The 20,156-nt window shown below is 68.0% G+C and carries 20 protein-coding genes; 12 read left to right on the top strand and 8 right to left on the bottom strand.

Translation table 11 applies throughout. From position 1 onward, the window contains the following. Positions 1-12: 12 nt before the first annotated feature. The 3 genes from ACIQF0_RS21220 to ACIQF0_RS21230 form a co-directional block, all read right to left on the bottom strand. Positions 13-726 (bottom strand): lysophospholipid acyltransferase family protein, encoded by a 714-nt coding sequence (locus ACIQF0_RS21220; RefSeq protein ID WP_401031647.1) that lies wholly within the window; start codon positions 724-726, stop codon positions 13-15. A 23-nt stretch (positions 727-749) separates the two neighbouring features. Further along, positions 750-1,088 carry a hypothetical protein gene (locus tag ACIQF0_RS21225; protein WP_360048483.1) on the bottom strand — a complete coding sequence of 113 codons (339 nt, stop codon included), beginning with the start codon at positions 1,086-1,088 and terminating at the stop codon, positions 750-752. 128 nt (positions 1,089-1,216) lie between these two features. Beyond that, positions 1,217-1,666 (bottom strand): tetratricopeptide repeat protein, encoded by a 450-nt coding sequence (locus ACIQF0_RS21230; RefSeq protein ID WP_401031650.1) that lies wholly within the window; start codon positions 1,664-1,666, stop codon positions 1,217-1,219. 90 nt (positions 1,667-1,756) lie between these two features. Here ACIQF0_RS21230 and ACIQF0_RS21235 point away from each other — a divergent pair, with 90 nt between their 5' ends. Further along, positions 1,757-2,680, top strand: a complete 924-nt coding sequence (locus ACIQF0_RS21235) for a GNAT family N-acetyltransferase (protein ID WP_360048480.1) — start codon at positions 1,757-1,759, stop codon at positions 2,678-2,680. On the opposite strand, the gene ACIQF0_RS21240 is transcribed toward ACIQF0_RS21235, so the two are convergent. Together ACIQF0_RS21240 and ACIQF0_RS21245 are read right to left on the bottom strand one after the other, a co-directional pair. Next, complete coding sequence (locus ACIQF0_RS21240) at positions 2,630-4,189, bottom strand: sodium:solute symporter (protein WP_360048479.1); 1,560 nt, start codon at positions 4,187-4,189, stop codon at positions 2,630-2,632. The genes ACIQF0_RS21235 and ACIQF0_RS21240 overlap by 51 nt on opposite strands. Next, positions 4,177-5,307, bottom strand: a complete 1,131-nt coding sequence (locus tag ACIQF0_RS21245; RefSeq protein WP_401032798.1) for an anhydro-N-acetylmuramic acid kinase — start codon at positions 5,305-5,307, stop codon at positions 4,177-4,179. The genes ACIQF0_RS21240 and ACIQF0_RS21245 overlap by 13 nt, the downstream gene beginning before the upstream one ends. 120 nt (positions 5,308-5,427) lie before the next feature. On the opposite strand from ACIQF0_RS21245, the gene ftsY reads away from it, so the two are divergent. After that, on the top strand, positions 5,428-6,714 hold the full coding sequence (gene ftsY / locus ACIQF0_RS21250) for a signal recognition particle-docking protein FtsY (protein WP_401031655.1): 1,287 nt from the start codon (positions 5,428-5,430) through the stop codon (positions 6,712-6,714). On the opposite strand, the gene ACIQF0_RS21255 is transcribed toward ftsY, so the two are convergent. Continuing rightward, complete coding sequence (locus tag ACIQF0_RS21255; RefSeq protein ID WP_401031658.1) at positions 6,711-7,457, bottom strand: IclR family transcriptional regulator; 747 nt, start codon at positions 7,455-7,457, stop codon at positions 6,711-6,713. The genes ftsY and ACIQF0_RS21255 overlap by 4 nt on opposite strands. Positions 7,458-7,533: 76 nt before the next feature. On the opposite strand from ACIQF0_RS21255, the gene aceB reads away from it, so the two are divergent. The 4 genes from aceB to ACIQF0_RS21275 all read left to right on the top strand — a co-directional run bounded on the left by aceB (position 7,534) and on the right by ACIQF0_RS21275 (position 12,041). Beyond that, positions 7,534-9,018: a malate synthase A gene (gene aceB / locus ACIQF0_RS21260; protein ID WP_401031661.1), complete on the top strand. Its 1,485-nt coding sequence runs from the start codon at positions 7,534-7,536 to the stop codon at positions 9,016-9,018. Further along, positions 9,018-10,187 carry a DUF6986 family protein gene (locus ACIQF0_RS21265; RefSeq protein ID WP_401031664.1) on the top strand — a complete coding sequence of 390 codons (1,170 nt, stop codon included), beginning with the start codon at positions 9,018-9,020 and terminating at the stop codon, positions 10,185-10,187. The genes aceB and ACIQF0_RS21265 overlap by 1 nt, the downstream gene beginning before the upstream one ends. Before the next feature lie 75 nt (positions 10,188-10,262). Then, positions 10,263-10,730 (top strand): Imm1 family immunity protein, encoded by a 468-nt coding sequence (locus ACIQF0_RS21270; protein WP_360047392.1) that lies wholly within the window; start codon positions 10,263-10,265, stop codon positions 10,728-10,730. A 30-nt stretch (positions 10,731-10,760) separates the two neighbouring features. Continuing rightward, complete coding sequence (locus ACIQF0_RS21275; protein ID WP_401031667.1) at positions 10,761-12,041, top strand: FAD-dependent oxidoreductase; 1,281 nt, start codon at positions 10,761-10,763, stop codon at positions 12,039-12,041. Here the strand turns inward: ACIQF0_RS21275 and pucL are convergent. Continuing rightward, the gene (pucL, locus tag ACIQF0_RS21280; RefSeq protein WP_401031670.1) at positions 11,968-12,846 is read right to left on the bottom strand and encodes a factor-independent urate hydroxylase; all 879 of its coding nucleotides are present in this window, start codon (positions 12,844-12,846) and stop codon (positions 11,968-11,970) included. The genes ACIQF0_RS21275 and pucL overlap by 74 nt on opposite strands. A 4-nt stretch (positions 12,847-12,850) precedes the next feature. Continuing rightward, positions 12,851-13,372 carry a 2-oxo-4-hydroxy-4-carboxy-5-ureidoimidazoline decarboxylase gene (uraD, locus tag ACIQF0_RS21285; protein ID WP_401031673.1) on the bottom strand — a complete coding sequence of 174 codons (522 nt, stop codon included), beginning with the start codon at positions 13,370-13,372 and terminating at the stop codon, positions 12,851-12,853. An 84-nt stretch (positions 13,373-13,456) separates the two neighbouring features. On the opposite strand from uraD, the gene ACIQF0_RS21290 reads away from it, so the two are divergent. The 6 genes from ACIQF0_RS21290 to alc are packed head-to-tail and all read left to right on the top strand — an operon-like array spanning position 13,457 to position 20,047. Further along, complete coding sequence (locus ACIQF0_RS21290; RefSeq protein WP_401031676.1) at positions 13,457-14,203, top strand: hydroxypyruvate isomerase family protein; 747 nt, start codon at positions 13,457-13,459, stop codon at positions 14,201-14,203. Beyond that, a complete protein-coding gene (locus tag ACIQF0_RS21295; protein ID WP_360047387.1) occupies positions 14,200-15,057 on the top strand; it encodes an NAD(P)-binding domain-containing protein in 858 nt (285 codons plus the stop codon). Before ACIQF0_RS21290 ends, ACIQF0_RS21295 begins: the two co-directional genes overlap by 4 nt. A gap of 4 nt (positions 15,058-15,061) precedes the next feature. Next, entirely contained in the window at positions 15,062-16,762 is a 1,701-nt protein-coding gene (gcl, locus tag ACIQF0_RS21300) for a glyoxylate carboligase (protein ID WP_401031680.1), read from the top strand. Next, positions 16,759-17,763: a glycerate kinase gene (locus ACIQF0_RS21305; RefSeq protein WP_401031683.1), complete on the top strand. Its 1,005-nt coding sequence runs from the start codon at positions 16,759-16,761 to the stop codon at positions 17,761-17,763. The genes gcl and ACIQF0_RS21305 overlap by 4 nt, the downstream gene beginning before the upstream one ends. Before the next feature lie 5 nt (positions 17,764-17,768). Next, positions 17,769-19,058, top strand: a complete 1,290-nt coding sequence (gene allB / locus ACIQF0_RS21310; protein WP_401031687.1) for an allantoinase AllB — start codon at positions 17,769-17,771, stop codon at positions 19,056-19,058. Next, positions 19,055-20,047 carry an allantoicase gene (gene alc / locus ACIQF0_RS21315; RefSeq protein WP_401031690.1) on the top strand — a complete coding sequence of 331 codons (993 nt, stop codon included), beginning with the start codon at positions 19,055-19,057 and terminating at the stop codon, positions 20,045-20,047. Before allB ends, alc begins: the two co-directional genes overlap by 4 nt. Positions 20,048-20,156: the final 109 nt, after the last annotated feature.

Consider the following 20,156-nt stretch of genomic DNA (forward strand, 5'->3'; position numbering starts at 1 on the left):
GAGAAACCTGGTTCAGGCGCCGCGCGAGTCCAGCCTGGCCGCCTGTTCCGGCGTGGGAGCGGTGCCGCCGAGGTGCGCCGGCGCCCACCAGGCACCCGGCTCGGTCGGGTAGTCGGCCTGCGCGGTGTCCAGCAGTTCCTGCATCCGCTTGCGCAGCACGTCGTCGCCGGAGTCACCGGGGGAGGGCTCGAACGGCTCGCCGATGAGGATGGTGACCGGCACGTGGCGCTGGGTCAGGTCCTTGGGGCGGCCCTTGGTCCACAGCCGCTGGGTTCCCCACAGCGCGACGGGGACGATCGGCACGCCGGCCTCGTACGCGAGGCGGTTCGCGCCGGACTTGATGTCCTTGACCGTGAACGACCGGCTGATGGTGGCCTCGGGGAAGATCCCGACGACCTCGCCGGTGCGGAGCGCGGACAGGGCCTGCTGGTAGGAGGCCTGGCCCGCGCTCCGGTCGACGGGGATGTGGTGCATGCCGCGCATGAGCGGGCCTGCGATCTTGTTGGCGAAGATCTCGTGCTTCGCCATGAACCGCGTGAGGCGCCCCGAGGGACGCGCCCCGTAGCCCGCGAAGATGAAGTCGAGGTAGCTGACGTGGTTCGACGCCAGCACCGCTCCACCTGTGCGCGGGACGTGGTGCGCCCCCTCCACGGTGAGCCGCACGTCGAGCACCTTGAACATGAGCTTCGCTGCGGCGATCACCGGGGGATATACGCGATCCGACATCTTCCGAACGGTAGCCGGAAAAGCTACTGGCCGGTAGGAGCCCCTTCGTGTTCTCGCATGATCTTTGGCACGCCCGCCAGATCCTCGTCGTTGCACAGCAGCTTGAGGTCGTAGTACGGGTTGCCGTGGGTGTCGTCGTAGTCGAGATGGACTGCGATCACGTCCACGGGTTCGCCCAGCCAGTCCTGGGTCTGCCGCAACCAGGCGGCAGCGCGTTCCAGAGCTGACGGAAGATCATCGTCTCGGAATTCGACCGGCCGATACGGAACTCCCTGGACACCGTCCCGGATGTTCGCCGGCAAGGGCAGGTCGACGGCCACCCCGGATTCGTTGAGATCGAGTTGGATCGTTTCCTCACTCACCGTAGAAGAGTCCCCCACCCTCACCTGCCCTGCAAGCCCGAATCTGGGTGTTGTGCCCGGGACGTCGGTGTTCGTGCTACGGCATACCAGCGCCGCGCAGTGCCCCGGTGTGAGTGTTGTCTCCTACGTCATGTAGGGCGCTTCAAGTACGCGATCTCGCGCTTCACCCTGGCGATCCGGTCGTGGGTGGGCATGAGCACGCGGGACAGAGCCGCCAGCAACCGCTCCAGATCCTCGACCGCGCCCTCGGCGTCACCGGCCTGGTAGCGAAGGTTCGCCAGCAGCTGAGTGGTCTCCATTACGTCGTCGTGCTCGGGACCGAGGACGCGGGTCTGGTCGCGCAGCAGCGGCGCGCAGACCTCGATGGCCTTGCCGTACTGCCTCGCCGTGCCGAGCACCTGCGCCAGGTTCAGGCGAACGGCGAGAGTCCGGGGATCGTCCGCGCCCACCGCGGCCACGTGGTCCCTCACGAGCGACCTGAACTCGGTGGCGGCTCCCCTGAAGTCACCCGCATGGGCCTTGGCCTGCGCCAACGCGTTCCTGGCTGCCAGCTCTTCGAGGTCTCGGACGGACGACATCCACGCCATTTTACAGAGCCGCACGATCGTGACCTGAGACCGCGGAAAACTCCCTCGCTTCGAACGGCCGTGCGAGCAACCATTCCTTCTATGTACGACATCCGTTTCGCCGAACCTGGCGACCTCGGCGCCACGATGGCGCTGCTGGTCCGGCTCCAGGCCGACAACGCGCATCACATCGGGTACCTCGGTGAGACAGTCGAAGAGCTCCGCGCGGAGCTCGGCGAGTTCGAGCCCAGCTGGGCGGACTGCACGGTGGTGGCCGTCGACGCCGACGACAACATCACCGGCATGCTCAGCGTGGAGATCGACGCCGAGCTCGGCCGTGCGTGGCTGCACGGACCGTTCGTCGACGTACCGGTCAACCACCCCGCGGGCAGCCGCATCTGGGACCAGACCGCCGACGCGATGTTCCGGCGCGCCACCGAGCTCCTCACCGGCATCTCCGATCTCGAGCTCTACGGGCACACAGCCCACAAGCGTCTGGCGGCGTTCGCCGAGAGGCACGCCTTCAGCGCGGGCAAGGCGAGTGCCATCCACATACTCGACAACGGGGACCTGCGCACGTTGCTGCTCAGGGACGCCAAATGTCCCAGCGACCGCGAGATGCGCGTCCTCCCGACCGATCGGTTCGTGCACGAGGCCGTCGCGGTCCTGCACGAGCGATGTTTCCCGCGGACCTACCTGTCCGGGAAGCAACTCGTCGAATCCGATCCGCAGAAGCGCACGATCGTCGTCGCCATGGACGGCCGGCGCGTGCTCGGGTACGCCGCGGGCAAGGCCCAGCCCGAGGAGTACTACGTCGATTTCGTGGCCGTCGAACCCGATGTTCGCGGTCAGGGCGTGGGCGCAGCGCTCATCACCGAACTGCTGTGGAAACTCGCGGCGGACCACGGTGCCAGGCCGCAGGCCGCCGCGTCGATCCACGCGGGCAACGAGTCGTCGCAGAACATGTTCGCCCGACTAGGATTCCGCCTTCACATCGAGCTCGTCGCGTACCGCCACACCGCGTGAATGCCTCAGTGACAACAACCCACCCACGAGCAAGGTGACCGCCACCCCCAGGGGCGTGTTCCACCAGCCGGTCAAGGACTTCAGGTCAGCGGTGGCCTTGCCGAAGTCGATCGTCGGCGTGCTGCCGGCGAACTTGACGCCGAGAATCACGAAACCGACGACCAGCACCGTCGACACGAACGCGATGATCGCGTCCACCTGCGTGACGCGCTTGAAGATGAGGCCGAGGAGGAAGGCCCCGAGCAGCGCGCCGTAGGTGTAGCCGGCGATGCCGAGCGCCTGCACCACGATCGGATCCGCCGTGGTCTTGTTCGAGGAGGCGAACAGGCCCGCGCAGACGATCAGCAGACCCGCCCACACGAGGGTCCAGATCCGTCCGTGGCGCAGGCGCTCGTCGTCGGTCATCGGGGTCTTGCGGATGCGTTCGTAGACGTCGGTGACCGTGCTGGAGGCCAGGGCGCCCAGCGACGACGACAGCGCGGCCGCGAGGATGCCGGCGATCACGAAGCCGGACAGGCCAGACGGCAGCGAGTTGACGATGAAGTAGCCGAAGAGCTCGTCCTTGTTGCCGAGCTTCAGGTTCTTCACCGGGTCCACGCCGTTGTAGAACGCCCACAGCATCACGCCGATGAACAAGAAGAACGCGAACTGCAGGAACACCACGAAACCGGAGGCGATCAACGCCTTCTGCGCGGACTTCACGTCCTTCGTGGACATGAGCCGCTGCACGATCAACTGGTCCGCGCCGTGCGAGGCCATCGACAGCAGCGCGCCGCCGAAGAACGCCGCGATGAACGGGTACGCGCCCGTGAGCGGTGACGAGGTGAAGTCGAAGATCTGGAACTTGTTGACGTCGACGGCCTTCGAGAACCAGCCGTCCGGCAGCTGACCCGACAGCCACCAGATCACCACGACGCCGCCGAGCACGTACCAGAGCATCTGGATGGCATCGACCCACACGACCGCGCGCACGCCGCCGAAGAAGCTGTAGAACACCATCGCGATGCCGAGCGCCAGGATGATCGCCCAGTAGCTCGCGTCGATGCCGTACTGCGCGAGCACGAGCTTGATCGGGATCGCCGTCGCGAAGAGCCGGATGCCGTCCGCGAGCAGTCGGGTGAAGAGGAACGTCACGGACGCCGTGGCGCGCATGCCGTTGCCGTATCGCTTGCCCAGGAACGCATACGCCGTGACGAGGTCACCGGCGATGTAGCGCGGTAGCAGCACGAAGCTGACGATGATCCGGCCGACGATGTAGCCGAGCGCGAGCGTCAGGTACGTCATGCCGCCCTGCGCGGGCGTCGCCATGTACGCGATCACCGGCACGCTCAGCACCGTGAGCGTCGAGGTCTCCGCGGACACGACCGACAGGCAGACGACCCACCACGAGATGCGCTTCTCGCTGACGAAGTAGTCGGTGGACGACTTCTGCCTGCCGCCGATCCACATGCCGAGCAACGGCATCCCGACGAGGAACAGGGCGATGATCGCGAGGTCTAGTCCGCGCACTTCAGGTCCCCCACATTCAGCTTGGTCACGGCGGTGGTGACGGGCTCCGGCATCCTGAGCGGCCCGTTGCCGGGCGTGATGCTGCCGAGCAGCCGCGGTCCGGACGCACCGGTCGCGGACGGCGTGTTGCCCGCGATCCCGTGCCACGTCAGGAATCCGAGCAGCGCGGCGAGGTAGGCCTCCTTGCCGTCGCGCGGCAGGCCCAGTGAATCGCTGATCTTCAACGGGACGGGGTCGAGCGCCTGGGTCAGCGCCTCGACGAGCACCGGGTTGCGCATGCCGCCGCCGGACGCGACGACCACGCTCGCGTCGTGCGCGCGGCAGGCGTCCGCGATGGTGCGCGCGGTGAGTTCGGCGAGCGTGCGGAGCATGTCCTCGGCCTGGACCGTGGGAAAGCCCTGGAGGTACTCGGCGTTGAAGTGCTCCTTGCCCGTCGACTTGGGCCACGGCTTCGCGTAGTACGGGTCGGCGAGGAGCTTCTTGAGCACGTCTTCCCTGACGGTGCCTCTGCCGGCGAACTCGCCGTTGGTGTCCTGGCGCCGTTCGCCGTTGGACAGGACTTCCATCACGGCGTCCATCAGCGCGTTGCCGGGGCCCGTGTCGTAGGCGATCGGCTGGCTGCCGGGTCTGACGACGGTGATGTTGGCGATGCCGCCGATGTTCAGCGCGATCGCGGGCGCGTCCTCGGCCATGCCGGCGAGCCACAGCGCGTCGAGGGTGGAGGCCAGCGGCGCTCCCTGGCCTCCCGCGGCCACGTCGCGGACCCTGAGGTCGGCGACGACCGGGAGGCCGGTCCGTTCGGCGATCCAGGCGGGCTGGCCGAGTTGCAGGGTGCCGAGGCAGTCGCCGTCCTGGACCTCGTGGTGCACGGTCTGCCCGAGTGAGGAGATCAGGTCCGCCGGCAGGTATCCGGCGGCGACTTCGCCGAAAGCCTGCCCCAGCGACGTGTCGAAGGCGCACACTTCGGCGAGGTCCCGCGGTTTCTCCAGCAGGTCCTTGGGGAAGGGGTGCTCGGCGCACTGCACCGGCACGAGTTCGACCACGTCACCGTTGATCGACAGGTCGGCGACGGCGACGTCGATGCCGTCCATCGACGTGCCGGAAATCAGTCCGATCACCCTCACGACGTGTGGTCTATTCCACAGCGTGGCGGGACGCAAGAGCCTTGGTGAAATCTTCGCCTAATTGAGCAATACATGGTTGACAGGTCACATGATGGTCTGTGAAAGCATGAGCTCGTGCCGACGTCCTCCCTTGTCCTGATCCTCGTCGTCGTGGCGGTCGTCCTGATCGCCGCGCTGGTGACCGGTGTGGTGCTGACGCGTCGCCGTCGCATCAGCCTGACCCAGAAGGAGGAGGCGCCGAGGCCTGGCGGATACCAGGCGTCGTCCGGGATCTCGCTGACCCCGGCCGCCCCCGAAGCGAGTGCCGCCGAAGCGGTGGCCGTCGCCGAGGTGGCTCCCGTCGAGCACCCGGTCGCCGACCGCACCGAGGTCGACGGCCAGCCGGGCGTGGGCGACGACGCCTCCGTGCCGCGCGACTCGGCGAAGCGCGGCTTCGTCGAGGTCGACCTGCCCGTCGAGGCGTCCGAGGTCGAGGAGATCGAGCCCACCTCCGGCCGCCTGGAACGGCTGCGCGGCAAGCTCTCGAAGTCGCGCAACGCGTTCGGCACGTCGCTGCTGGGCCTCCTGGGCGCAGGAGACCTGGACGAGGACTCGTGGCAGGACGTCGAGGACACGCTGCTGATCGCGGACCTGGGCGCGGCGCTGACCACCGAGATCGTCTCGACGTTGCGTTCGAAGATCGCCGGCGCCGGCGTGCGGACCGAGGCTGAGGCGCAGGCGTTGGTGCGCACTGTGCTGGTCGACGCTCTCGGGCCTCGGATGGACCGGTCTTTGAAGGCGCTGCCGCATGCCGGCAAGCCCGCAGTGCTGCTCGTGGTGGGTGTCAACGGCGTTGGCAAGACCACGACCACCGGCAAGCTCGCGCGCGTTCTCGTGGCGGACGGTCGCACTGTTCTGCTTGGTGCCGCGGACACGTTCCGTGCTGCTGCCGCCGACCAGTTGGAGACCTGGGGCAAGCGGGTCGGCGCGGAGACCGTGCGCGGGCCTGAGGGTGGGGACCCGGCTTCGGTGGCCTTCGAGTCGGTGAAGCGGGGGATGGACACCGGGGTAGACACGGTGCTGATCGACACCGCTGGGCGGTTGCACACCAAGAAGGGCCTGATGGACGAGCTTGGCAAGGTCAAGCGCGTGGTCGAGAAGCAGGCCGTGGTGGATGAGGTTCTGCTGGTGCTGGATGCGACCACCGGGCAGAACGGGCTGACTCAGGCTCGGGTCTTCGCCGAGCAGGTGGACATCACCGGGATCGTGCTGACCAAGTTGGACGGTACGGCCAAGGGCGGCATCGTGTTCCAGGTGCAGCGCGAACTCGGCGTGCCGGTGAAGCTCGTCGGTCTTGGTGAAGGCGCCGACCACCTGGCGCCGTTCGAGCCGGGCGCCTTCGTGGACGCCCTGCTCGGCTAGGCCGTCGCGGCCTGGTCCGCGAGTTTCTTCGCCACCGCCAGCACCTCGGGGAGGATGCGGTTCACCGCGTCCTTCGTGAGTCGTCCCTCCGGCCCCGACACCGACACCGCTGCCAGCGTCGGCCCGCCGATCACCGGCACCGCGATGCACCGCACCCCGAGCTCCTGTTCGGACTCGTCCAGCGCGAACCCGCGCGCCGAGATCTCGTCCAGCGAGTCCAAGAGCTGAGTGGCGTCCGTGATCGTGTTCGACGTGTACGCGGGCAGGCCGGTGCGTTCCAGCAGCGCGCGCACGTCCGAACGCGGCAGCTGCGACAGCATCGCCTTGCCCACGCCGGTGCCGTGCGGAAGCAGGCGGCGGCCCACCTCCGTGAACATGCGCATCGAGTGCTTCGACGGCACCTGCGCCACGTAGACGACCTCGTCGCCGTCCAGGACGGCCAGGTTCGCCGTTTCCTCCACCGAGTCGACCAGTTGCGACAGCAGTGGGCGTGCCCAGGTGCCGTACTGGCGCGATGCGGTCTCGCCGAGGCGGATCAGGCGCGAGCCGAGGGTGTAGCGCCGGTTGCTGTTCTGGCGCACATAGCCCAGCGTGACAAGGGTGCGGATCAGGCGGTGGATCGTGGGCAGCGGTAGGCCCGACGATGCCGCGAGCTCGGAAAGTGAGGCTTCGCCGCCTGCGTCTGCCAGGCGTTCCAGCAGGTCGAAGGCTCTTTGCAAGGACTGCACGCCACCAGTGGACACGTGCGGCTCCTCTCATTGCAGTTCCGCAATGCAAAAACTATAGTCCACACAGCAAAACCGAGAGAGGTGGATCCAGGTGCAGGTCCTGACCGAAGAGGCTCTTGAGTTCGTCGCGAAGCTGCATGAGGCGCACGCCGCCCGCAGGGACGAGTTGCTCGCCCTTCGCAAGGAGCGCCGGCCCCTCGGGTTCCTGCCCGAGACGCAGCACGTGCGTGACGGTGAGTGGCAGGTGGCTGAAGCGCCGGAGGCACTGCGCGATCGGCGCGTGGAGATCACCGGGCCCACCGAGCGCAAGATGACGATCAACGCGCTGAACTCCGGGGCGAAGGTGTGGCTCGCGGATCTCGAGGACGCGAACACGCCGCACTGGGACAACGTCGTGCAGGGGCAGGTGAACCTGTACGAGGCGGCGCGCGAGACGATCGAGTTCACCTCGCCCGAGGGCAAGGAGTACAAGCTCAAGGGCGGGCCCTACCCGGCGATCGTCGTGCGGCCGCGCGGGTGGCACCTCGACGAGCGCAACCTCCAGTTCGGCGGCAGGAACGCCGTTGGCGCGCTTGTGGACTTCGGGCTGCACTTCTTCCACAACGCCGAACTCGGCAAGCCGTACTACTACCTGCCGAAGATGGAGTCGCACCTCGAAGCCCGGCTGTGGAACGACGTCTTCGCGACGGCGCAGAAGCTCAAGGGCGTTCCGCACGGCACCATCAGGGCCACGGTGCTCATCGAGACGATTCCGGCCGCGTTCCAGATGGACGAGATCCTCTACGAACTGCGTGACCACGCGTCGGGGCTCAACGCCGGTCGGTGGGACTACCTCTTCAGCGTCATCAAGTACTTCCGCGACGCGGGTGCGGACTACGTGCTGCCGGACCGCAACAGCGTGACGATGACGGCGCCGTTCATGCGCGCGTACACCGAGCTTCTGGTGAAGACGTGCCACAAGCGCGGGGCGTTCGCCATGGGTGGCATGGCCGCGTTCATCCCCAACCGCCGTGATCCCGAAGTCACCGAGAACGCGCTGCGCAAGGTTCGCGAGGACAAGACGCGCGAGGCGAACGATGGTTTCGACGGGTCGTGGGTTGCGCATCCTGATCTCGTGCCGATTTGCCGGGAGATCTTCGACGGGGTGCTGGGTGACCGGCCGAACCAGATCGACAAGCAGCGTCCGGAGGTCAGCGTCACGGCCGAGCAACTGCTCGACTTCAAGTCGGCGGGTGGCGCGGCGACGCGGGCCGGGCTGGAGGCCGCGGTCGACGTCGGCGTGCGCTACATCGCGTCCTGGCTGGGCGGCAACGGCGCGGCGGCGATCCACAACCTGATGGAGGACGCGGCCACCGCGGAGATCAGCAGGTCGCAGATCTGGCAGTGGATCAACAACAAGGTCGTGCTCGACGACGGCGCGCAGGTCACCGCCGACGCCGTGCGGGAAGTGCTGACGCGGGTCGGGAACGAGCTGGAAGGCCCGCACGTCGCGGCGGCCGTCGAGCTGTTCGAGCAGGTCGCGTTGTCCGAGGACTTCGTGGACTTCCTGACGCTGCCGGCGTACGAGCGCATCTGATGTACGAGACATCGCTGTCCCCGGAGGACGTCGCGCGGGTGACCGCGCGGCTGTCCACTGTGGAACGCGGCTGGCCGACGGGTCGTCAGCCCGTGCACACCTGCTACGTGCCCGCCGGTCGCATCATCGGGTCCACGATCGCCGACTGGGGCCGCGAGGCGCTGGAGTCGATCGAACCGGAACTTCTCCCGGAACTGCCGGAGGGCGTGCTGAAGCGCGTCGAGGACAAGCTCCGCCGGGAGCCGATCGAGGACCTGCGGATCGACTTCGAGGACGGCTACGGCGCGCCCGAGGACGACGTCGAGGACATGGACGCCGAGAGCACGGCGAACCTCGTGTCGCGCTGGATCGCCGACGGCACCGCACCGCCGTCGTTCGGGCTGCGGATCAAGTCGTTCGACACGGCCGAGTTGCGCGAGCGCGGACTGCGCACGCTGGACATCTTCCTGACAGCACTGGGAGAGATTCCGCCAGGTTTCGTCATCACTTTTCCGAAGGTGACATCAGTCGACCAGGTCGAGGTGTTCGGGGAGGTGCTCGACCTCTTCGGCAAGGACCTGAAGTTCGAGATCCAGGTGGAGACCACGCAGTCCATCGTGGACAGCACCGGCCGCCTGGCCATCCCCCGGTTCATCGAGGCGGGCCGAGGCCGGGTGACAGGTCTGCACTTCGGCACCTACGACTACACGGCGGGCTGCGGGCTGTCCGCGGCGCAGCAGCACCTGGCCCACGGCGCGTGCGACTTCGCCCGGCACGTGATGCAGGTTTCCGCTGCTGGCACGGGTGTCCGCCTCTCGGACGGCTCCACCAACGTGCTGCCCGTCGGTGACCAGAAGAAGCACGGCTGGGACACGCACTACCGGCTGACGCGACGGTCGCTGGAGCACGGTTTCTACCAGGGTTGGGACCTGCACCCGGCACAACTGGTGACACGATATGCAGCTGTTTACGGTTTCTACCGCGAAGGTCTGGAAGCGGACGCGGCACGTTTGAAGGCGTACGTGCAGAACGTCTCAGGAGGCGTTCTGGACGAGCCCGCGACCGCCCAGGCGTTGTCATCGTTCTTCCTCCGAGCGGTGGACTGCGGTGCGCTCGATCCGGTGGAAGTGCAGGTGGCGACGGGTCTGGACGAGTCAGCACTGCGGGGGCTCGCCACCCGATCGAGCTGATCGGGTCATCACCCGTTCGTGTGGTTCTGTCAATGGGTGTCGAATAGTGCGGGCAATGGGTGCAGGGTGGCTCGCATGAGCATGCGAGCGGGCCTGTGGACCGGGCTACCCGACCTCGACGCTGCCGAGCACAAGTACCAGGTCGTCGCGTGCGAGGCGGACGTGGACACGTTGATCAGGCTGCTGGGGCGGCCCGAGTGCAACGACGGCTCGCTCGACCACTTCGGCCGCGACCTCACGGCCGAGGGCGACCCGGACCACAACGTCGTGCTCGCCGTGCGCGGCGCGTGGGGCTACATGTACTACGTCGACAACACCTTCATGGGCTGGCCCAAAGGGTCCGAGGAAGCGCCGTACGTCAACGAGAAGTACACGGACTTCCCACCCGGCGTCGGCGTTCCGCTCGGCCTGTTCCGGCAGCTGCTGATCGAATTCATGGTCTCCGGCGAACGGCCGACCGGTGTCGGCTGGTACTCCGAGGCGGACCTGTTCCACTCGTGGCGTGATCAGCAGATGTCGTTGCGCACGAGCGAGAACCGCTGACTCTCAGCTGGGCGCTGGTTGAATGGCCTCATGAAGGCCGTGGTGATGGGTGGGGGAATCGCCGGCTTGCTGGCGGCTCGCGTGCTGAGCGAGTCTCACGATGTCGTTGTCCTGGAACGCGACAAGCTGACGGACGAGCCCGAGTACCGAGCGGGTGTGCCGCAGGGCAGACACACGCACGGACTGCTGGTGCGCGGCGGCGAACTCCTGGAGGAGCTGTTTCCCGGGCTGCGCGACGAACTCGTGGCGGAAGGGGCGGTGCTCGCCGACGCGGGGGACATGCAGATCCTCAACCCGCTCGGCTGGCTCGCCACGACGCACATGGGCATGCCGCTGCTGTCGTTGAGCCGCCCGTTGCTGGAGACCTGCGTCAGGCGGCGCGTCACCGCCGAGATCGTGGACGGCGTGCACATCACCGGGTTGTCGTTCCGCGATGGCAACGTCGATGGCGTGCTCACGCGTGACGGCAGGGTCGACGCGGACCTGGTCGTGGACGCGTCCGGCCGGTCGTCGAAGCTGGCGGCCTGGCTCGCCGAAGCGGGGATCACCACGCCGGAGCCCGAGGTGGTCGACTCCGGCACCGGCTACGCGACCCGGATCTACACCGCGCCGGACGACTTTCCCGTGGTGTACGCGGAAAGTCTGTCCGCGCCGGATCTGCCGCGCGGGGTCGCGGCGATGCGCGTCGAGGGCGACCGGATCATGGTCACCGCGCAGGGCGCTGTCGGCGATCACCCGCCGCGCGACCTCGACGGGTACCAGGAGTTCCTGGACTCGTTGCGGGTGCCCATTTCGAAGTTGCTCGCCGACGCCGAACCGCTCACGCCCGTCTACCTGTTCGCGCGCACGGCCAGTCGTCGCAACGCTTTCGAGGACGTCGCGAACTGGCCCGGCGGGCTCGTGGCGGTCGGAGACGCCGTGTGCGCGTTCAACCCCGTGTACGGGCAAGGCATCACGGTGGCCGCGATGGAGGCGCTGTTGTTCCGGCAGCACAAGGACTTCAGCGCCAAGGGGTGCCGGGCGTTCCAGCGGAAGATCGCGAAAGCCTCGAAGGGGCCGTGGGCGATGTCCAGCAACGCCGACCGCAGCTGGGTGGAGGCCCAGCGCGGCGGCCTGTTGGGCTGGTACCTGAAGAAGTGGCAGGCCGGGATCGTGCACGACCCCGACCTGTTCCGCCGCTTCGTCCGGGTCGTGCACATGGTCGCGAGGCCTGCGAGCCTGCTCAACCCGGTGGTGTTCAGAAGGCTGGCAAAGTACTCCAGGCCTGGCCCGCGTCCGGAGCGTCGTCCCGCAGGATCGAGCCCTCGATGAGCCCGTACGGGCGGTCCGCGGCGTAGAACACCTCGTTGTCGTTCTCCAGGCCGAACGCGCTCAGGTCCACCAGGAAGTGGTGCTTGTTCGGCATGGAGAGCCGCACCTCGGCGACCTCCGGCCGTGTGTTCAGCACGGCCTCGCCCATCGCGTACAGCGTTTGCTGCAACGACAGGGAATGCTTGTCCGCGAACGTCTTCAGCATCACGGACCGGATCTCGGTGAACGACTTCGCCCAGTCGACGTCCGTGCCGGCGTAACGCCAGCGGGCCGTCACGGACGTCGCGAGGATGCGGTCGTTCGTCTCCTTCAGCGTCGTGTACGGGTCCTTCGGATAGCCGTGGAACTCCGAACCCGTCGACTTCAGCACCACGAGGTCGCGTACGCCCGACACGACCCAGGCCTGAGAGCCCTCGATCGTCACGGCGGTGGTGCGCTTCTCGTTCGACCCCTGCGAGAACGCGTGGTCGTGGCCGTCGATGCGCTCCCACGCGTGCTCGTCGATCAGGATCCGCGCGCCGGAAATGGCCTCCTGCGTACCCACGAAGTGGCGGCCGAGGCGCAGCGCGAAGTCCTCGATCTCGCCGACCGGCGCCTCCTTGGCGAAGGCGTAGACGGTGTTCTTCTGCGTGTCGGTTGCGAGCACCTTGGCGTTGTCGCCGGTCAGGTGCGTGTCCGAGAGGTCTCCGCGCAGCGAGGTGCTGACGGTCAGGTCTTTGATGGTGTGCACGGAACCGTTGCGCGACACCGTGACGAGGCGGTTCTCCGCCTTTCCGTACTGGTTGGGGCCCAGGACGATGGCCATGAAATCAGCTCCCGATCAGCTTCTGCAGCCGCAAGGCGGCGATCTTCGCGAGTTCGTCGTTGACGACGCGGAGCTCGACGTCCGGCGGGTTGTCCATGCGACTGGACAGGTTGCCGAGCATCTCCGCACCGCTCAGGCCGGTCGCGCACACCAGGTAGATGTGCCCGAACCGATCCTCGTACGCGGCGTTGGCCTCCGCCAGGCGATCAGCCTGGGAGGCGTCCACACCGGACTGTTCGGACCGCGACCACTTCGCCGACACCCCACCTGTCTTCTGTCGTTCGCCGATGCGCGGGTGCCCGGCGATGGCGCCGAGCACCTCCTCGTCGGAAAGTCCTTGTGCGGCAACCGAAGAAGCCGCGAGGAGAGCATCCACCGACGCGTAGGGCCTGCCCGCCACCATCGCGTCGATCCAGCGGGGTACCGCGAGGCACTCGGTGAGCAGAGGTCGCAGTTCGGCCTCCGGGGCGCTGTTGAAGCTGTCCACGGCTCTCCAAGTTTCTGTATCGCGGAATCTAACTTCCACATTCTTGACCCGGGCTGCGCGAGATGTCTAGTGTCTCCATAGAGCGAAATCCAACTTCCGCAATGTGGAAGGAACGAGCCAACGATGTTCGACGCAAACCTGTCCATGCTCTTCACTGAGCTGCCCTTGCTGGAGCGTCCGGCAGCGGCGCGCGCCGCCGGGTTCGACGCGGTCGAGATCTGGTGGCCGTTCGCGGACGCCGTACCCGAGACGCGGGAGATCGAGGCGTTCGAGAACGCCATCGTCGACGCGCAGGTGCGCCTCGTCGGCCTCAACTTCTTCGCGGGCGACATGCCGGCCGGAGACCGCGGGCTCGCGAGCTGGCCCGGCCGCGAGACCGAGTTCCGGACGAACGTCGAGATCACCGCGGCCATCGCGGCCCGCCTCGGCTGCCGCACGCTCAACGCGTTGCACGGCAACTTCGAGACGACCGCGCAGACCGTCTCCAACTACCGCTTCGCCGCCGACGTCGCGGCGGAGATCGGCGCCCAGCTCGTGATCGAACCGCTCAGCGGTGCGCCGAAGTACCCGATCAAGACCGCCCACCAGGCGTTCGAGCTCATCGACGAGATCGACCGCGGCAACGTGAAGCTGCTCGCGGACCTCTACCACCTCGCCACGAACGGCGACGACCTCGACCTCCTCGCCGACCACGTCGACCGCATCGGTCACGTGCAGATCGCCGACGCTCCCGGACGCGGCGAGCCCGGCACCGGCGAGCTCGACCTCTTCGGGCACCTGCAGAAACTCCGCGCCAACGGCTACACGGGCTTCGTCGGCGCCGAGTACAAGCCCGTCACCCACTCCTTCGCTTGGAGGGCCAACGCATGACCCGCATCGGATTCATCGGACTCGGCATCATGGGCAGCCCGATGGCGGCCCACCTCGTAGCCGCCGGGCACGACGTGACGGGCTTCGACCTCAGCTCGGCCTCGCTGGAGAAGCTCGCCGCCGACGGTGGCAAGGCGGCTTCGAGTGCGCAGGAAGCGGTGAGCGGCGCCGAGGTCGTCATCACGATGCTGCCGAACCACCCGCAGGTCGAGGCGGTGATCGACGAGGTCACGTTCGACGACGGCACGTTGCTGATCGACATGAGCACGATCCGCCCGTCCACGTCGATCGGGATCGCGAAGAAGCTGTCGAACGTCCGCGTGCTCGACGCGCCGGTCAGCGGCGGCCAGACCGGTGCGGTGCAGGCGAGTCTGAGCATCATGGTCGGCGGCGACGAGGCCGACTTCGCCGCCGCCAGGCCGTTCCTGGAGGTCGTCGGCAAGACGATCGTCCACGTCGGACCGCACGGCGCCGGCCAGGTCGTGAAGGCCGCGAACCAGCTGATGGTCGGCGGCATCTACGCCCTCGTGGCCGAGTCGATCGTGCTGCTGGAGGCGTCCGGCGTCGACCCGAAGGCGGGCCTGGACGTGCTCGCCGGCGGTCTCGCGGCGAACCGGATCCTGGACCTGAAGCGCGAGTCGATGATCGCGCGCGAGTTCCAGCCCGGCTTCCGGATCGACCTGCACCACAAGGACATGGGCATCGCACTGGACGCGGCACGCGCCGCCGACGTCGCGCTGCCGGTCACCAACCAGATCGCCGCACTGGTCGCGGCGGCACGCGCGCAGGGTTACGGGTCGCTCGACCACTCCGCGCTGCTCAAGGTCATCGAGAACTTCGCGGGAAGGTCGTAGCCAAATGCCGAAGATCCCAGTCATGCAGGCGGTCGTCGAGGTCCTGAAGTCCGAGGGCATCGACACCGTGTTCGGCTGCCCCGGCGCCGCGATCCTGCCGCTGTACAAGGCGATGGAGCAGGACGGCTCGATCGAGCACCTGATCGTGCGGCACGAGGAGGGCGCCACGCACATGGCGGACGGCTGGTCGCGCACGACCGGCAACGTCGGCGTCGCGATCGGCACCTCCGGTCCGGCCGGCACGAACATGATCACCGGGCTCTACACCGCGCAGGCCGACTCCGTGCCGATCCTCTGCATCACCGGCCAGGCCGCGGTGTCGAAGCTGCACCAGGAGGCGTTCCAGGCCGTCGACATCGTCTCGATCGCCGCTCCCGTCACGAAGTGGGCGGTGCAGGTCAAGGAAGCCGCGCAGATGCCGTGGATCTTCCGCGAGGCGTTCCGGATCGCCCGCTCCGGCCGTCCGGGCCCGGTCCTGATCGACCTGCCGATCGACGTGCAGAAGCAGGAGATCGAATGGGACTCCACGATCGACGAACCGTTGCCGGTGCCGAAAGTCGTGCCCTCCGACGCACGGGTCGAGCGCGCGCTGGAGATGCTGCTGGCCGCGGAACGCCCGCTGCTGCTCGCGGGTGGCGGTGTCATCCTCGGCGAGGCGTCCGCCGAGCTGCTGGACCTGGCTGAGTTCCTGCAGATCCCGATCCAGGCCACGCTGATGGGCAAGGGCGCGATCGACGAGGACCACCCGCTCTACGCCGGCATGACCGGCATCCAGACCTCGCAGCGCTACGGCAACGCGTCGTTCCTGGAGTCGGACCTGGTGCTGGCGCTGGGCGCGCGGTTCGGCGACCGGCACACCGGTGACCTCGCGACCTACCGCGGCGACCGCAAGTTCATCCACGTCGACGTCGAACCGACGCAGATCGGCAAGGTGTTCGGGCCCGACCTCGGGATCGTCGCCGACACCAAGCTGTTCCTGCAGGCGTTGCTGGAAAAGGCTCGTGAACGGGGTCCGCGCGCGGCCGGCGAGTGGGTCGACCGCTGCCAGGAGCTCAAGCGGACGCTGCTGCGGCGCGAGGACTTCGAGACCGTGCCGGTCAAGGCGCCGCGGGTCTTCAAGGAGATCAACGAGTTCTACGGCCCGGACACCTACTTCGTCACGGCCATCGGGCTCTACCAGATCTGGTCCGGCCAGCACCAGAAGGCGCACAAGCCGCGGCATTACCAGGTCTGCGGCCAGGCAGGCCCGCTCGGCTGGGAGATCCCGGCGGCGATCGGCGTGAAGAAGGCGCGGCCGGACGCGGAGGTCGTCGGCATCGTCGGCGACTACTCGTTCCAGTTCCTCGTGGAGGAGCTCGCGGTCGGCGCCCAGTACGACGTGCCGTTCGTGCTGATCATGCTGAACAACGAGTACCTCGGCCTGATCAGGATGGCGGAGGACCACGGCGGCTATGACATGAAGTACGAGGTCGACATCCACTACGACACGAGCGGCTCGGACAACGTGAAGATCATGGAGGCCTACGGCTGCTCCGGCGTCCGGGTCGCCGATCCGAGCGAGATCCGCGGCTCGCTGGAGTGGGCGCGCAAGGAGGCGGACCGGACCAGCCGTCCCGTCCTCGTGGAGATCATGATCGAACGCGAGGGCAACACCGCGAACGGCACGTCGATCGCCGCGATGAAGGAATTCGAGCCGCTCCCGTGAGTTCAGTGATCGTCGCGCCGGACAAGTTCAAGGGATCGCTCACCGCCCCGCAGGTCGCCGCCGCCGTCGCGCGCGGCCTGCGGGAGGCGGTCCCGGACTTGGACGTGCGCCTCCTCCCGGTGGCCGACGGCGGCGACGGCACCGTCGACGCCGCCGTCGCCGCCGGGTTCATGAAGGTGGGGCGCTGGGTCACCGGACCGGTCGGCAAGCCGGTGCCCGCGTCGTTCGCGGTCAAGGGCACGACCGCCGTGGTCGAGGTCGCCTCGGCGGCCGGGCTGACGTTGCTGGACCGGCCCGCGCCCCTCGACGCGACCAGCTACGGCGTCGGTGAGCTGCTGAAAGCCGCTCTGGACGTCGGCTGCACCACGATCGTGCTCGGGCTGGGCGGCAGCGCGTGCACGGACGGCGGCGCGGGGATGCTGGAGGCGCTGGGCAAGGCGTCGTTCGGCGGCGTCGACCTGGTGCTGGCCTCGGACGTGGACAACCCGCTGCTCGGTCCGTCCGGTGCCGCGGCGGTCTACGGGCCGCAGAAGGGAGCTTCACCCGAGCAGGTGGAGATCCTCGAAGCGCGGCTCGAAGCGTTCGCCCAGCTCGTGGGCCCGGAGTACGCCTCAAAGCCGGGAGCGGGCGCGGCCGGCGGGATCGGGTTCGCGGCGCTCGCGGTGCTGGGCGCGCGGTTCCGGCCCGGTATCGAGGTGGTGCTCGAACTGGCCGGGTTCGCCGAAGCCGTGACGGACGCGTCGCTGGTGATCACGGGCGAGGGATCGCTGGACGCGCAGACCCGGCACGGCAAGGCGCCGTACGGGGTGGTCAGGGCCTCCGGTGACGTGCCGGTGGTCGCGGTGGCGGGGCAGTGCTCGGTCGAACCCGGTGACCTGGGGCTCAAGGCCGCCTACGCGTTGCTGGACGTCGAGCCGGACGTGACGAGGTGCATGGCCCGGGCGGAGACGCTGCTGGTTGATCTCGGCGGTCGCATCGCCCGCGACTGGGTGTCAGAGTGAGTGCCATGGACCTGGTCTTCCGCGCCCGCAGGGTCGTGACCCCGCAGGGTGAGATCGCGTGCGACGTCGGTGTCGCCGACGGCAGGATCGTCGCCGTCGAACCGCACATCGACTCGCCGAACGTCGTGCACCTCGCCGACGACGAGGTGCTGCTGCCAGGCCTGGTCGACACGCACGTGCACGTCAACGACCCGGGCCGCAGCGAGTGGGAGGGCTTCGAGACGGCGACCAGGGCCGCCGCCGCGGGTGGCGTCACGACGATCATCGACATGCCGCTCAACAGCATCCCGCCGACGGTCGAGGTGGCGGCGCTGGAGATCAAGCGCAAGGCCGCGGCGACCGTCTCGGTGGACGTCGGGTTCTGGGGCGGCATCATCCCCGGCAACCTCGCCGACCTGAAGCCGTTGCACGAGGCCGGCGTCTTCGGTTTCAAGTGCTTCCTGCTGCACTCGGGCGTGGACGAGTTCCCGGCGGTGACCACCGCGGAACTCGAAGTGGCGCTGCGGCAGCTGGCCACGCTCGACGCGTTGACGATCGTGCACGCCGAGGACGCGCACACGGTCCGTGACTCGGAGCCGGACTACGCGGGTTTCCTGGCGTCACGGCCGCGCGAGGCCGAGAACAAGGCCATCAGCGACGTCGTGGAGCTGACCCGCAGGACCGGTGCTCGCACGCACGTCCTGCACCTCTCGTCGTCGGACGCGCTCTCGATCCTGGAGGCCGCCAAGCGCGAGAGCCTGCGGATCAGTGCCGAGACCTGCCCGCACTACCTCACGTTCACCGCCGAGGAGATCCACGACGGGCAGACGGAGTTCAAGTGCTGCCCGCCGATCCGTGAGGCGGAGAACCGCGAGGCGTTGTGGCAGGGACTGCGCGACGGCGTGATCGACCTGGTCGTGAGCGACCACTCGCCGAGCACGGTGGAGCTGAAGGAAGGCGACTTCGCGACGGCGTGGGGCGGTATCGCGTCGTTGCAACTCGGGCTGCCGGCGGTGTGGACGGGCGCACGGGAGCGCGGCTTCCAGCTCACCGACGTCGTCCGCTGGATGGCGACGCATCCGGCGCGCCAGGTCGGGCTGGAGACCAAGGGCGCCATCGAGGTCGGCAAGGACGCGGACCTCGTGGTGTTCGCACCGGACGAGACCTTCGTGGTGGACAAGAACAAGCTCCACCACCGCAACCCCGTGACGCCGTACCACGGCCGCACGCTGAACGGCGTTGTGCGGCAGACGTGGTTGCGGGGCAAGGAAATCAGTACAACGCAGGGCAAGTTGCTACGCAGAGGAGAAGCATGACCGAGTGGACCCGGCTGCCCGATCTCGCCTCGCGCGCGGTCGGAGGTGGTGTGCTGTGGGCGAACGACGAGCTGTTCGCCGAGCGGGAGAACCTGATCAAGCCCGCCGAGCCGGTCTACCAGACCTACACCTTCGGTCACAAAGGCCAGGTCTACGACGGCTGGGAGACCCGCCGCCGGCGTGAGGCGGGCGTGGACCAGGCGGTGGTCCGGCTCGGCATGCCCGGCGTCGTGCGCGGGATCGTCGTCGACACGGCGTTCTTCAAGGGCAACTACCCGCCGTTCTGCTGGGTCGAGGGTGCCCAGGTCGACGGCTACCCGTCCGGCGACGAGATCACCGAGTGGTTCCCGCTGGTCGAACGCACCGCGCTGAAGGGCGACGAGAAGCACTACTTCGACGTCACCGAGGGACGCCGCGTCACGCACGTACGGCTGACCATCGACCCTGACGGCGGTGTGGCCCGGTTGCGCGTGCACGGCGAACCGCTCGCCGATCCGCGTCTGCTCGTGGGTGGCATCGACCTGGCCGCGCTGGAGAACGGCGCGGTCGTCACCGGCTGCAGCAACATGTTCTACAGCTCGCCCAACAACCTCATCGCCCCTGGTCAGGCCACGGTCATGGGGGAGGGCTGGGAGACCGCGCGGCGGCGTGACGACGGCAACGACTGGGTGTCGCTCCGGCTCGCCGCACCCGGTGCTGTGCAGCTCGTGGAGCTCGACACCAGTCACTTCAAGGGCAACGCGCCGGGCTGGGCGTCCGTCCGCGGCTGCGACGAGCGCACGGATCCGGACACGTGGTTCGACCTGCTTCCGCGCACCCGGCTGCAGCCCGACACGCGGCACCGGTTCGTCGTGGAGGCGACCGAGGCGACGGCCGTGCGGCTCGACATCTATCCGGACGGCGGAATGGCACGCCTCCGAATCCTCGGCACCCCTACGAGTGACGGCCTATGGCATTTGCAGGAGATGTGGGCCAAAACGACTAACTGACTGTGGTTGTACGACCACGGTCTGATTCTTCTCCCTACCTAGGTCGGTTGTCTGCGTCACACGATCGGTGGAAGCGTTCCTCCCGCAAGTTCGGGGATCCAGGGAGGAA

It is taken from the genome of Lentzea sp. NPDC092896 (genome assembly GCF_044754905.1).
In the GTDB taxonomy this organism is placed as follows: domain Bacteria; phylum Actinomycetota; class Actinomycetes; order Mycobacteriales; family Pseudonocardiaceae; genus Lentzea.